Raw genomic sequence first — 12,297 nt, 5'->3', positions numbered from 1 at the left:
TTAATTAATTAAATCATGAAACAAAATATCAAACTTTTGATTTTCGCACTGGCAGCTTCAACTGTTGGTATGGCAAATGCGCAGGAACTGCAACACTCACAACTCGATTTCGTCAGAAACGGCTCCTTGCTCACCGTCCGGAGCGCGTCTGGCAAAGACATTGGTACTGTCGATCTCGAGAAACCGGCTGTAAAGGGGAAAGTAATCGCATTTACTTACTCGGCTAAAAAGAAGCAGAAGATTGAAAGTGTTGCAAGTTCAATTAATATCTTCCCTAACCCTGCCTCCAAAGAGGTAAACCTGCAATTTAAAGGCTCGTGGAAATACCCGGTCGACGTTCAGATATTCGACAAAAGTGGCAACACGCTGCAAGCCACCCAGCTGAAATCCGCCGAACAGCCATTAAATGTGGAGTCGCTCGCGCAGGGGTTTTATATTCTGAAAGCACAATCAGGTAATGCCAGCGCGATGGAAAAGCTGGTTGTGCAATAACAAGGAAGGGAGCATGAAAAACACCCATGCTCCCTTCCTTTTGGAATAGGTGTAGTGACTGATTTAAGGCAAAAATTTCCTATTTTTAGTCGTTATCAATTCGCCACGACACCATGAGGTACACCGCTTCCATCGACAAACCCACCAAAATTATTACTATCGGATTGACGGCCCTATTCGTCGCCATCAGCGTTTTTGAGTTTTTGACCTTTTCGGCTGACGCGAAAATCGGGGCATTTGTTTCAACCGCGATTTTGATAGCCGTCTACGCTGCCGGTTACATCTACCGGCCGTTAGCCTACACGCTGACAGAAGACGGACTGACCGTACATCGCCCCATCAACGATGTCACTTATTCCCTTCAAGCACTTGATTCCGTACGAATCGTCACGAAGGAACAACTCAAATTCACGATTCGTACATTCGGCGTTGGCGGCTTTTGGGGCTATTTTGGCAAGTTTTACAACTCGGTTTACGGCAAAATGACCTGGTATGTCACTCGCCGCGATCAGATGGTGCTTATTAAAACCGACAACAAGACAATCCTGCTCTCGCCAGACGATATCGACTCCTTTACCGGCGAGTTAAATTCCTTCGCACCCATCAAGAGTTGATCACTAAATCGCCGGATGCTATTTCGTTGCCAGATTTTTCGAAAAGAAAGGCAGCATTTTCGTCTCGATCCGCTCGCCTATCTTATTGATATGGTCGCCCTGATATTCTTCGTAAGTATGCTCGATCTTGTAATTATCGAGGACCTGGTGCAGGATCTTTATATTGGAAGCAATAGGCTGGTCGCGATCACCTGCGTCAAAACCAATGCCCTTCATTTGTTTTAAATTAGTAATGTACTGATCGATATTGGAAAGCGGCATATTGGCATTCCACTTGATTTCAGAGGCGGGATTTAGCTTCCCATTTTCAACGATCGGATCGGTGTAGAAAGGTGGACGAGCGGGATTCGGCGACCACGCAGCGGCATAAGCCAGGGCAGCTTTGGTCATAAAATCCGCCTTCGCAATGTCGTCAGGCGTTTTCACCGCCTCTATTTTAGCGAGAGCATCGGCAGATCGCGGATTGCCCGGTGCCAGGCAACATGGGCTCAGAAGATAAATGCTCGAAAATATTTCGGGATGCCTTTCGCCGATACGGATGGTGCCGTAGCCACCCATCGAATGGCCCGCCAGGCCGCGGCTTACGGCCTTAGAAATGGTCCTGTAATGCTGGTCGATATACGCGACGAGTTCCCTGGACACAAAATCCTCCCAGTTCCCCGCAGTGATCGAATTGGAATAATAACTGCCGCCACTGCGCGTAAAAGCATTCGGCGTTACGATGATCATCTCCTGAGCCTGACCGGATTCGAATACTTTGTCAACAATCACAGGCAGGTTGATCCAGTGTTTGACAAACCCATACCATTGCGCGTCGGTATCCGTAAAGCCGTGCAGCAAATACACCACCGGATAGCGGCGCTTCGACTCCTTTTTATAGCTCGGCGGCAGGTACACCGATACATCCGGATCAGCAGGGTTACCTTCCAGATTGCCTTCCAGCGATTTGCCATGTACTTTGATACGCTCTACCGATCCCTTCAACGGCGATTGCCCAAATGCAAAAACAGGTGCGAGCAGGATCACGAACAAAAGGGCGGCTAATCTTTCTCTTTTCATTACAGGTCAGGTTTGAATGTGCCCCAAATTAAGAAAGATTAGCCACCCGTTAAAGCGCATTGGATACGGATCAGTAACTAAACCGTTGTCCTTCCGGCAAAGTCGACACGTGCCTCATTTTCCCATGGCGGAAATCACTGTAAAGCTCCTTGATTTCCTCCTGATGGTCTGAAATGAAAGGGCCGTGCGAGACAATCTCGTCGTGCTGCGGCTCGCCCGCGTACAACACCACGCGTGCACCTTCCGCGCCCGCCGCGAGGGTCAGCTCGCTTGCCTCTCTCGCCGAACCCCTGCTTAACCAACCTATCTGATTGGCTGTCAATACCTTCCCTTCATCACCAACCATCACATCGCCCTCAATCACATATAAAAACGCATTGTACGATGCTGGCAACGATTCGGTAAGCTTTGCGCCTGGCTGCAACCGGATGTCGGCAACGATGAGCGGCACATGGTTTTTGACGGGCGAATGCAGGCCTGCAAACGCGCCGCTGTACAAAACCGTTTTCACACCTTTCTTTTCGGATACCGGCGCATTTTCAAATGACAGATCCTGCACCCTCGGTGCCGTCCAGCGATCCGCTTTCGGCAGGTTCAACCACATTTGCAGCAGCCGCATTCTTGACCGCCCTTCAATCGTCTCCGTATGTACGATGCCGCTACCGGCGGTCATTATTTGAAAATCCCCCTGCTTCATCATATGCGTTTCGTCCCCGATTTCGCCTTCAAGCAACAGCGAAACGGTTTCAAAGCCGGCGTGCGGATGCGGCCCTCCTACCGGCTCGTCGTCCTTTTTATCCAAAAAATCGTCCATCAGCAGAATGAACGGGTCACTATGTTCGAATTCGTGGTAAATCACCGCCCGGGCCGTGTGGTCAGGACCCAGAAATCCTGGTTGTGCAGGCGGTGTTTTGATGCAGACTATATTTCTGATAAGGCCTTGATTTTCCATGATCTGTTTTTGCTTTCCATTTGACGAGACCATTTGCGGTCCCATTTAGTAAACAATAACAGTCCGTCTACCATCCATTTTATCCCGCTATACATTTGGTTAGTGGTACAGCAGAATGGCAAATTGTTACTCCGTCACAGACGAATAAATTGGCAAAAACTTGTCCACAAACGCAAAAATCTGGCAAACGGCCAAATTCTTTCTGTCAACTTTTTGTTAAAATGAGTGACAGGGCTGTAAAATCCGGCTGCACAGCCCCAGGCCATGTATCCGATTAAGAATCCAATTACACTTCACAATGCAATTTTATTCAGAACGTTTACGATACGAAAAATTCACTCCCGACCATTTTGAAGACTATTTCCGGCTGGTATCGCAGCAGGATGTGATGGTGCACATCAGCGGCACCGGGCTGGACATGGAAGGTGCCCGCAAAAGATTTGAAAGGTCCCTCCGCGCCGACGGGCAGCAGAGCGAGATGGGTTTTGTGGCGGTTTATGAAAAGGCCAGCGATTCATATGTAGGTTTGGGCAAAATCGTGCCTTTCGAGGATGGTTTTACCGAAATCGGCTATGCATTATTGCCCGACTTCTGGGGGAAAGGCTACGCCTCGGAAATCACCCGCAGGCTCGTCGCTTACGCTCGTGAATGTGGCAGTGTCGAATCGCTCGTGGCGCTGGTTGCGCCCGAAAACCAGGCTTCCATCAACGTCCTCACCAAGCAACAATTCCGCTTTTTCAGAGAAGTACCCGAGGGCGACGTGGTGCGCCATGATTACATCCTGGATTTGTAGCGATACAAATAGCCGTGCGCTATTTTCTCGTTTTTTGCTTCTTGCTCGTATTAGTATATACGTTCATACCGCCCGTTTGGTAAGTCCCGGCAGGTAGTTTGTTCAAAAAAGCAAGGAAAGAAGTCGCTAGTTCGAGCTTGACCACACGACAACGCGGCAGATGCCGGTTGAAAAGTCATGCCAGACGGTCGAACGACCACGGAAAGGCCAATACCTCTCCTTTTCTATTTCGGTTGGCATAATTGTTTCTGCATACCTAATCAATTTCCAACCATCATACACATGCACAGAAATTGACATCAAATGACTGTTCAACAACACATTACACACCAAACCATCGTAGTTGCCGGGGCGACGGGGCACTTGGGAACGTTAATCATAAAAGAACTCCTCTCACGGCATGCGCATGTGAAGGCGCTCGTGCGAAGGGACACACCTTTTTCGAAAACGGCGCCGCTGGAAAAAGCGGGGGCGGTCATTATTCCAGTCGATTATCAGAACACCGTCACCCTCACCGAGGCACTCCGGGACGCGCAATGCGTCGTTTCGGCCTTGTCGGGTTTGCGCGATGTGATCGTGGGAGCCCAATCCGATCTGCTGATAGCCGCCCTGAATGCAGGCGTACCACGGTTTATCCCCTCTGATTATTGCATTGATTATTTCAAACTTCCCGATGGCTGCAACCGTAACCTCGACCTGCGCCGAGAGTTCGCTTTGATGCTCGACAACACGCCAATCCACGCTACGTCCATTCTGAACGGCATGTTTACCGACCTGCTGAAAAACCAGGCCCCGCTGATCCTCCCCAAGTTGAACCGCGTGATTTACTGGGGTAATGCCGACCAGCCCATGGATTTTACAACAATGGCCAACACAGCAGCATTCACCGCCGCTGCTGCGCTCGACTCGCAGGCGCCGCGCTTTTTGCGCATTGCGGGCGAAGTAGCGACGATTCGCAACTTGCAGCGAGCCGCCAGCCAGGCTTATGGGAAAGAGTTTCGTTTATGGAGGCTCGGCGGATTGGGGATGCTGGCGACGATGATTGGCATCATCCGCACCATAGCACCTGCCAGGGACGAAGTGTTTCCGCCCTGGCAGGGTATGCAGTACCTTCACAACATGCTCAGCGGCTTGCCGAAGTTGGAACCATTGGATAACGCGCGCTATCCGGAAATTAAATGGACAAGGGTTCGGGAGGTGTTGGGGTAATTAGTTTCCTTCCAAGAATTCCTTTACGAGCGTCGCCGTGATTTCCGGCTGCTTGCTACCGGCTTTCACAGTGCAGATTTCACCCAGCAATGCGCCGTGCACGCCGGGAAGGACCACCAGTTCCGCGTTCGGGATCAGCCTGGATATTTCGACAATATGCTCGGTTTTGATCACATCTTTGTCGCCCGTCATGATGAGCGCGGGGGCTTGTATGCGCGTGAGGTCGCTTTGAGGCCAGTCGGCGAAGGTGCGCCGGCGTTCACGATCTTTGTTGAACATCGTTTGCAGGCCCTTCGGATCAGGATTTACTTTGAGATAATGCTCCTTCAACGGTGCAGGCATATTGTCGAGCGAAGCATTATCCATCATTTCAAAAAAGCCTTCGATCATCCCTGAGCGGGTGTAGTTGGAGGCTACGACGATAATCTTGTTGATCAGTTCCGGATGGCGCCCGGCCAGCTGCATTGTCGTGCAACCACCGTCGCTGAAACCGAGGACATTGGCTTTTTTTACTTTCAAATGCGTGAGCAATGCTGCCACGTCGTCCGCATCCTGCTGAAACGATTCGGGCGCGTCACGGTCGCTCGTGCGCCCGTGAGCCTGCAATTCGACGGCGATGATCTTGCTGAATGCCGCGAGTTGGGGCAGGATATTACCAAACGACGTCTCGATCGTCGAGCCACCGCCGTGAATGAGCACCAGCGGAAGATCGCCGCTTCCGTAAATCTCATAATACATTTTCAGTCCATTCACGGGCACATACCCGGTTGTTTTTAGCTGCTCCATTTTCGTTTGTTGTGCTTGAACGGATAAATTCAGCATTGCAAAGAGCAACGCGGCAACCAGCGCCCTCACGACTGCCGGGCCGTTTTCCGGCCTTCCAGGTATACCGACAGCTTTTCGACATTTTGTTTCAAGCCTTCGGATGCATTGTTCGATTTAACGATCCGGATCATCTGTTCCGCCGATTCGAACAGCATATGCCATCTCAAAAACGTCTCCTCGCCCTGCGCTTCAAACTCAACAGTAGTCAAGAAGCTGGGCGCAAAATGCTGATATACAATCTTCTTTAAGGGAACAACCTCCTTAAATATACTTCTGTTCTGATAATCTTTACCGTCGGGGCCGTGCATAACAAGCTCCCAAACGCCATCCGGCACGAGGTCCATCGTGGTGATCGTGTTGGTGAAACCATTGGGTCCCCACCATTTGGCAATATGTTCCGGCTGGGTCCACACTTCCCACACCAGCTCCACGGGTGCGTTCAGTTTACGGGTAATGATCAGTTCACGGTCGTGCGTGCTGCTTTTTTCATTTTCCATATCGCTCTTTTTTTAGTTGTTCCAAATAGGTTTCCAATGAATCCAGTTTGCTTTCCCAATGCTTTTTGTATTGTTCCACCCACACTGACACCTCGTTGAGGCTATCCAACCGGGCTTCGCAAATGTGGTCCCGACCTTCTCTCCGGATAAAAATCAGCCCGCAGTCGCTCAGGATTTTGACGTGTAGGGAAATGGCCTGCCGTGTAACATCAAATTGCTCGGCAATCGCATTTACATTCTGGGGCTGCTCAGCCAGCATACCGATGATCGCCCGGCGGGTAGGATCGGCAATGGCCTGATATACATCTCTTCGTGCTTTCATAACATGCAAGTATTTGCTTGCAAATATATATGCAAGTATTTACTTGCGCAATATTTATTTGTTAATTTTGAAGTCTGGAAAAAAGCGTTTCAATTTGTCGCACCAGCCCCCTATGAATGTCCTTTTTAGGGAGCATACATCATGCCGCAACGGTATACATTTGCATCAGTCAACAAATCTAAAAATCAAGTCCAATCACCTTTTTAAATCTTTTAGCTATGCCTAAAATCAATCCTTACCTCAACTTCGACGGAACTGCCGAAGAGGCCTTCACTTTCTACAAATCCATTTTTGGCGGTGAATTTCGCGGCGTTCACAAAATGGACGGCACACCAGGCTCAGAAAATTTGCCCGAAAACGAAAGAAACCGGATTATGCACATCGCTTTGCCCGTCGGCGACGAATTGCTGATGGCCTCGGACATTATGCCTTCCATGGGCCATACCCTCGCCGTAGGCAACAACAATTATATTTCCATTTTCACCGACAGCCGCGAGCAGGCCGACGAGTATTTTAACGGCCTCTCGGCAGGCGGCGCTATCGAAATGCCGATGGAAGACCAGTTCTGGGGCGACTACTTCGGTGCTTTTAAAGATAAATTCGGTGTAAACTGGATGATCAACTTCCCGGCGCAACAAGGCGCATAATGTACAGTTGTAATGACGAAAGGCCGGTTTCCGAAGCTGCGGACCGGCCTTTTTCTATTTAAATCTCTCATTTACTTTACTGCATTGTCCCTTTTGGCGTAGTAGCGCTGTACAAAACTTACCCAATCCTTCTCGCTCGCGGGAATGCGCACATCGGGCGCAAAGCCCACATGATCGATGCGAAACTCCCTTACCCAGCCATTGCGGCCCCAAGGCACAGCCAGGTTGAACGTCCCGTCGCAGAGATCGAAATTCTGATCCGAGCCGTAATCCATCACACCATGCGAGTTGGTCCCGAAAAGGGTTACTTTTTTGCTTTGTTTACCTTCATAAATAAAAAACTCCGTAGCGCTGCCGCAGCCTTTGTCGATCAGGAAAGCGATGTGCTGTGGATAGGCATTTGGATCGATATCGTATGGGCGCTGAAAATCCTCACCGGCGCTCACCAACTTACCCGGGTTCTTTTTTACTTCCTCCAAAAGCCGCTTTCCTCGCACATAGCTTATGCTGGTCGTGTCTTTTTGCGACTTAAAGTACTTTTCCATGCTCGCGATGTATTCTTCGCTCGACCGGTAATCCCACGACGGGTAAATAAATGTTTTGGTATAAATCAACTTGGCCATTTCGTCGGACGTGCTTGTATTACCGCCTCCATTACCGCGCAGGTCGAAGATCAAATGCGGTGTTTTAGCGAGCAATGCCTTATTGGCAATCAGGATACTATCGATTTTACCCACCTCCCGCTCGTCGAACGCGGCGAGTTTCAGGTACAAAAAATCCTTATTCAATTGTTTGAATTCGACCAGATCTGTACGCCCGGCATTCGCTTGCATTGCGCTAACGCCCTTTTTTCTCCATCCCTGCCAGATGATGAAAACGTGGCTGTCCTTGAAGAATGCCGTATAGTCTTGCAAGATTTTGAGGCATTCGCCTTCCGTTTTGGCCCTCGGTGCACGGGCACGGACGTCTTTCAATAGCTTATCATATGCAGGGCGGTTTCTGGTGGTAACCTTGTCCTCGAAGCCGGCGTAGATGCGGGTTACCTTGTCGATAGCCTGTTCGACCGCTCCCTGGCAGTCGCATTCGGTGTTCAGCGGCTTCTGTTCCCCGTTCTCACTTTGCGAGAAGGCCGTTTGGCACAGCAGGACGAGGATGCAAATTTTGATGAGATGCATAGATTTCATAGCGTTCTAATGATGTAACTGTTTTTGATTAAAAAGAAAAGGTTTGCTACTTTCATGCGGTTACTATCGGCCGTGATCGGTAACAAAACCTGATTTCAACATGCCTAACACGCTTCGCTGCGCCATTATCGAGGATGAACCACTGGCGCAGGAACTGCTCGAAAAGTATGTCCGCCGCATTTCGTTCCTGGAATTGGCCGGAACGTTCGACGACGCCGTTACCGCATTCACGGAGCTGCCCGCTTTGGCCCCGCAGATTGTTTTTCTGGATATCAACATGCCCGAAATGAACGGCATCGAGTTCCTGAAAGCATTGCCCGCTCCGCATCCGGTGGTGGTGATGACCACCGCCAATCCCAACCACGCCCTCGATGGCTTCGACCTCGGCGTGGCCGATTACTTGATGAAACCCATTACTTTCGACCGGTTCCTGAAAGCGATCGGCCGCATTCGTGAACGATTTCCCGTGTCCGTCGATGCGCCGGCTCCGGCCGCTGTTGCGGCGACTCTTCCGCAGCGGGAGGCTCTCATGGCAGAACCTGGCTTTGCCTACTTCAAAACCGACAAGCGCACGGAGCAGGTACTTTACGCGGACATTGAATACGTGGAAGCATTGGGAGACTACCTGCGCATTTTTCTGCCCGGCCGCAACATTGTGACCCACCTGACGATCAAGAAACTGCTCGAAATCCTTCCCGCGGAACATTTTATTCGCACCCATCGATCGCATATCGTCCAAATCCGGCATATCCGTAGTACCGAGGGCAACATGCTGTTTCTTTCTTCCGGCAAAGAACTTCTCATCGGCCCCAGTTACCGCGACGAGGTCCGGAATGTGATGCGAAAGTGGCTGGCGAATGGCTGACATCGTTGCGTGCTGTTTGTATCGATTGAATACAGCAGCGAAAATAGGCGACCGTCATGCGGCCGCTAAATTTATTCGGTGAAGTCACACAGGTTTTCGGTAAACATGTGTTTTGCATTTTCATCGAAAATCGTGCAGTGTTTGTCGAAACAAAGCAACGGATCGTTTCAAAACCGGGTATTTTAGTTTGGCATTCAAAAATTCACTCATGGTACAACGCCTGCTGGCCATTCTTACCGACGAAAAACGTTACCGGGGTTTCACCCGCCTGGCATTCCACGGCCTACTGATCGTCGGGATATTCCTGCTGATATTTTCCGCTTATATTCCCTGGTTCCTTTATCCGGCCGCCCCGCTGAATTTCGAATTCATGACCTATGCGGGTCCGATCCTACGGGATTCGCTTTGCGTGATCGTGCAGTATTATATGCTCGTGTACCTCGTGAAGCATTACGCGCCCAGGCCGCTTGTGCTCGTACCGGGGCTGGCGGTCTATTACTTCGTGCTTTTCACATGCTACTATTATGCATCGTATGCTGTAAAGCACTATTTCGGCCTGCCCGACGATTATACGGGTTCCCTTAACCATTTCGAAAGGATGCCATTCTGGAAAGCGCTGTCCCATCCGGCTACCTTTTTCCATTTGATGTTTATCATTGAAAGAGCATTTTACCCGCTCGCGGCACGGCTACTCATTGAAATCTACCGCAGGCAAGTCCGAAACCTTCGTTTGGAAAAACAATACACGCGCCTTGAACTCGATTTCCTGAAAAGCCAGATCAACCCGCATTTCCTTTTTAATGTACTGAACAGCGTTTACGCGCTCACAGAGGAGGATAACCCACGTGCGGCGCGCATTGTGGAGCAGCTGTCGGGTATGATGCGCTATTCATTATACGAAACCTCAGGCACGCTCGTGCAGCTTGACAAGGAGTTGACGTTCATCCGGGATTACATCGGGCTGGAACAGCTGCGGACCGCCAAACGGCTCCAACTGGAAGCAGTTTTCCCCGAACAGGTTGATGACCGCCTGCAAATTGCACCGTTCATTCTCATCACTTTTGTAGAAAACGCTTTCAAACACGGCGTGCATAATACGACACGAAAATCGTGGGTAAAACTGGATTTGACCTTGACTAACGATTCATTAACGATGATCATCAGCAACCAGAAAACAGAGAATGCACCGGAACAAACTGGCGGAATTGGCCTCGTGAATGTGAGAAAACGCCTTGGAGCATTGTACCCCGGCCACGAACTCACCGTTCGCGAGGAGGCTGGGGCCTATCATATTTATTTAAAAATCAGACTTACAAAAACCGTCCGGGCAAGTGACACACAGCGACACCCGCATGCGGTCGCCTGACAATGCTATTCCTTATGCTGGGCGAACATCCATTCCATGATGTCCTCCCGCTTGACATTATCCCATATTCCATGCCCGGCATACTCATACTCGGTGTATTTGGGATGGCCGCCAGCTTTGCGGATCGCAGCGATCATATCGCGTGAATGCGCGACGGGTGCCAGCTTATCGCGCGCGCCGTGGAAAGCCCATATCGGCACATTAACAAGTCTCGGCCCGTATTGGGGATCGCCTCCGCCACAAATGGGGATCGCCGCGGCGAACATTTCGGGATGCGCGCTGATAAAATGCCAGGAACCATAACCACCCCCCGAAATGCCCATGACATATATACGTTTATGGTCGATCGGCAGGCGGCCCTGCAACTGCCGGATCGTCCTAAAAACGAGCGAATCCACACTGGCGTTACCATATGCGCCACTGAAACCCATCCCCTTCGGGCATTGCGGCATGAATACAAATGCAGGATACTTCGTCCTGGTGGGCAACTCCATCAGAAACGGCGCAGGATCGGCCGATAGCTGCTGCATATTATCCTTCCCATGCGCACCCCCGTGATGCAGGCACACGATCAGCGGATATTGTTTGGTGGAATCGTAATCGAGCGGGTTGAGCAGACGGTAATGCAGCGAATCACCACTTTTATCTACAAAATGATAGGACTCCATGGCCTTCGAGCGACGTAAGTCGGTTATCGACGGCTTAAAAGGCATACTGTACCGAAACGCTTCCACCGAAAAGTTGAACCCCAAAAACAGCAGCCCAACGAATGCCGCCAGCTTAACAAGCGCGGGAATGGTTTGGGCCGGCACATTATCGGTAACTGTGAGCCGTTTGTTTTCAAGCCGAAAATGAATGACAAAACAAACCGGCGCGAGGCTTCCAAGGAGTGAAATCCACCTGCTAACCTTGTCGATCAACAGTTTTGTGCTGCCTTCGCTTGTCTGAAAATAGAGAACGAACGTTGCGGCCAACAAAACCTCGATGGATACCGTAACGATACCACTTAGCCGCAACCATCGCTTCTCCCCAGCTTTTGTGCACACGAGGCTCAACCCCCAAAGCATAGCCGTCCCAAAAAGGAAAAAAGCTACCGCATGATAATGCTCCTGATAGAATACCCGCAACTCACGGTTCAGGATCAACGCATAGTGGAAAAACACAGCCAGGGTCGAAACCACACACGCGACCGCCGCCAGCCGGTAACTGTTGTGCCAAAGGTAACGGACCAACGCCGCATTGGTAACCGCGATCACGAACAGAACCAGCCACATCCACGAATTAAACGATTCCAGACCCATCATCTGAGATCCGATAATCACCAGCGCCCCGGACTGAATGAGCGCCATGATGCATGAGATGGATAGGAAGAAAATCATGAAGGAATAAAATTCCCTACTCAGTGGCTTGGTATTCATGAGCGCAGGCGTTTCGTGAAGGATCAATTATCCGTATCCCAATAAAGAAAACTT

14 protein-coding genes are annotated in these 12,297 nt (G+C 50.3%); 7 read left to right on the top strand and 7 right to left on the bottom strand.

From position 1 onward, the window contains the following. The first annotated feature begins 15 nt into the window (after nt 1-15). Both ACTJJJ_RS17465 and ACTJJJ_RS17460 read left to right on the top strand, forming a co-directional pair. Nucleotides 16-492, top strand: a complete 477-nt coding sequence (locus tag ACTJJJ_RS17465) for a T9SS type A sorting domain-containing protein (RefSeq protein ID WP_440702507.1) — start codon at nt 16-18, stop codon at nt 490-492. Nucleotides 493-605: 113 nt separating this feature from the next. Further along, a complete protein-coding gene (locus ACTJJJ_RS17460) occupies nt 606-1,106 on the top strand; it encodes a PH domain-containing protein (protein WP_188932934.1) in 501 nt (166 codons plus the stop codon). An 18-nt stretch (nt 1,107-1,124) separates the two neighbouring features. On the opposite strand, the gene ACTJJJ_RS17455 is transcribed toward ACTJJJ_RS17460, so the two are convergent. Together ACTJJJ_RS17455 and ACTJJJ_RS17450 are read right to left on the bottom strand one after the other, a co-directional pair. Beyond that, complete coding sequence (locus tag ACTJJJ_RS17455) at nt 1,125-2,165, bottom strand: alpha/beta hydrolase (RefSeq protein WP_440702506.1); 1,041 nt, start codon at nt 2,163-2,165, stop codon at nt 1,125-1,127. Between the two features lie 70 nt (nt 2,166-2,235). Further along, entirely contained in the window at nt 2,236-3,117 is an 882-nt protein-coding gene (locus tag ACTJJJ_RS17450) for a pirin family protein (protein WP_440702505.1), read from the bottom strand. Between the two features lie 298 nt (nt 3,118-3,415). Between ACTJJJ_RS17450 and ACTJJJ_RS17445 the strand changes: the two genes are divergently transcribed. Both ACTJJJ_RS17445 and ACTJJJ_RS17440 read left to right on the top strand, forming a co-directional pair. Continuing rightward, a complete protein-coding gene (locus tag ACTJJJ_RS17445) occupies nt 3,416-3,910 on the top strand; it encodes a GNAT family N-acetyltransferase (RefSeq protein WP_440702504.1) in 495 nt (164 codons plus the stop codon). 303 nt (nt 3,911-4,213) lie between these two features. Then, nucleotides 4,214-5,119 (top strand): NmrA family NAD(P)-binding protein, encoded by a 906-nt coding sequence (locus ACTJJJ_RS17440; protein WP_440702503.1) that lies wholly within the window; start codon nt 4,214-4,216, stop codon nt 5,117-5,119. Here ACTJJJ_RS17440 and ACTJJJ_RS17435 read toward each other — a convergent pair whose 3' ends face one another. The 3 genes from ACTJJJ_RS17435 to ACTJJJ_RS17425 all read right to left on the bottom strand — a co-directional run bounded on the left by ACTJJJ_RS17435 (nt 5,120) and on the right by ACTJJJ_RS17425 (nt 6,763). Beyond that, nucleotides 5,120-5,905 carry an alpha/beta fold hydrolase gene (locus ACTJJJ_RS17435; RefSeq protein WP_440702502.1) on the bottom strand — a complete coding sequence of 262 codons (786 nt, stop codon included), beginning with the start codon at nt 5,903-5,905 and terminating at the stop codon, nt 5,120-5,122. It abuts the gene before it with no gap. A gap of 65 nt (nt 5,906-5,970) precedes the next feature. Further along, nucleotides 5,971-6,441: an SRPBCC domain-containing protein gene (locus ACTJJJ_RS17430; RefSeq protein WP_188932952.1), complete on the bottom strand. Its 471-nt coding sequence runs from the start codon at nt 6,439-6,441 to the stop codon at nt 5,971-5,973. Further along, complete coding sequence (locus ACTJJJ_RS17425) at nt 6,431-6,763, bottom strand: ArsR/SmtB family transcription factor (RefSeq protein WP_188932954.1); 333 nt, start codon at nt 6,761-6,763, stop codon at nt 6,431-6,433. Before ACTJJJ_RS17425 ends, ACTJJJ_RS17430 begins: the two co-directional genes overlap by 11 nt. A gap of 218 nt (nt 6,764-6,981) precedes the next feature. Between ACTJJJ_RS17425 and ACTJJJ_RS17420 the strand changes: the two genes are divergently transcribed. Beyond that, a complete protein-coding gene (locus tag ACTJJJ_RS17420) occupies nt 6,982-7,410 on the top strand; it encodes a VOC family protein (RefSeq protein ID WP_426293475.1) in 429 nt (142 codons plus the stop codon). Between the two features lie 71 nt (nt 7,411-7,481). Here ACTJJJ_RS17420 and ACTJJJ_RS17415 read toward each other — a convergent pair whose 3' ends face one another. Continuing rightward, nucleotides 7,482-8,585, bottom strand: a complete 1,104-nt coding sequence (locus ACTJJJ_RS17415; protein ID WP_440702501.1) for a S41 family peptidase — start codon at nt 8,583-8,585, stop codon at nt 7,482-7,484. Nucleotides 8,586-8,694: 109 nt separating this feature from the next. Between ACTJJJ_RS17415 and ACTJJJ_RS17410 the strand changes: the two genes are divergently transcribed. After that, complete coding sequence (locus tag ACTJJJ_RS17410) at nt 8,695-9,459, top strand: LytR/AlgR family response regulator transcription factor (RefSeq protein ID WP_440702500.1); 765 nt, start codon at nt 8,695-8,697, stop codon at nt 9,457-9,459. A gap of 208 nt (nt 9,460-9,667) precedes the next feature. After that, nucleotides 9,668-10,825 (top strand): sensor histidine kinase, encoded by a 1,158-nt coding sequence (locus ACTJJJ_RS17405; protein ID WP_188932958.1) that lies wholly within the window; start codon nt 9,668-9,670, stop codon nt 10,823-10,825. 5 nt (nt 10,826-10,830) lie between these two features. On the opposite strand, the gene ACTJJJ_RS17400 is transcribed toward ACTJJJ_RS17405, so the two are convergent. Beyond that, nucleotides 10,831-12,243 carry a dienelactone hydrolase family protein gene (locus ACTJJJ_RS17400; RefSeq protein ID WP_440702499.1) on the bottom strand — a complete coding sequence of 471 codons (1,413 nt, stop codon included), beginning with the start codon at nt 12,241-12,243 and terminating at the stop codon, nt 10,831-10,833. Nucleotides 12,244-12,297 lie beyond the last annotated feature (54 nt).

It is taken from the genome of Dyadobacter sp. 22481 (genome assembly GCF_052044875.1).
GTDB lineage: Bacteria > Bacteroidota > Bacteroidia > Cytophagales > Spirosomataceae > Dyadobacter > Dyadobacter endophyticus.
Note: the sequence above shows the minus strand (reverse complement) of the source record. Positions and strands in the feature narration are given on the sequence as shown.

Bases quoted from the DNA above. Each gene is read 5' to 3' on its own strand.
- ACTJJJ_RS17440 (WP_440702503.1), top strand. From the start codon at position 4,214: ATGACTGTTCAACAACACATTACACACCAAACCATCGTAGTTGCCGGG.
- ACTJJJ_RS17460 (WP_188932934.1), top strand. From the start codon at position 606: ATGAGGTACACCGCTTCCATCGACAAACCCACCAAAATTATTACTATC.
- ACTJJJ_RS17415 (WP_440702501.1), bottom strand. From the start codon at position 8,585: ATGCATCTCATCAAAATTTGCATCCTCGTCCTGCTGTGCCAAACGGCC.
- ACTJJJ_RS17405 (WP_188932958.1), top strand. From the start codon at position 9,668: ATGGTACAACGCCTGCTGGCCATTCTTACCGACGAAAAACGTTACCGG.
- ACTJJJ_RS17450 (WP_440702505.1), bottom strand. From the start codon at position 3,117: ATGGAAAATCAAGGCCTTATCAGAAATATAGTCTGCATCAAAACACCG.
- ACTJJJ_RS17445 (WP_440702504.1), top strand. From the start codon at position 3,416: ATGCAATTTTATTCAGAACGTTTACGATACGAAAAATTCACTCCCGAC.
- ACTJJJ_RS17420 (WP_426293475.1), top strand. From the start codon at position 6,982: ATGCCTAAAATCAATCCTTACCTCAACTTCGACGGAACTGCCGAAGAG.
- ACTJJJ_RS17455 (WP_440702506.1), bottom strand. From the start codon at position 2,165: ATGAAAAGAGAAAGATTAGCCGCCCTTTTGTTCGTGATCCTGCTCGCA.
- ACTJJJ_RS17430 (WP_188932952.1), bottom strand. From the start codon at position 6,441: ATGGAAAATGAAAAAAGCAGCACGCACGACCGTGAACTGATCATTACC.
- ACTJJJ_RS17400 (WP_440702499.1), bottom strand. From the start codon at position 12,243: ATGAATACCAAGCCACTGAGTAGGGAATTTTATTCCTTCATGATTTTC.
- ACTJJJ_RS17465 (WP_440702507.1), top strand. From the start codon at position 16: ATGAAACAAAATATCAAACTTTTGATTTTCGCACTGGCAGCTTCAACT.
- ACTJJJ_RS17410 (WP_440702500.1), top strand. From the start codon at position 8,695: ATGCCTAACACGCTTCGCTGCGCCATTATCGAGGATGAACCACTGGCG.
- ACTJJJ_RS17425 (WP_188932954.1), bottom strand. From the start codon at position 6,763: ATGAAAGCACGAAGAGATGTATATCAGGCCATTGCCGATCCTACCCGC.
- ACTJJJ_RS17435 (WP_440702502.1), bottom strand. From the start codon at position 5,905: ATGGAGCAGCTAAAAACAACCGGGTATGTGCCCGTGAATGGACTGAAA.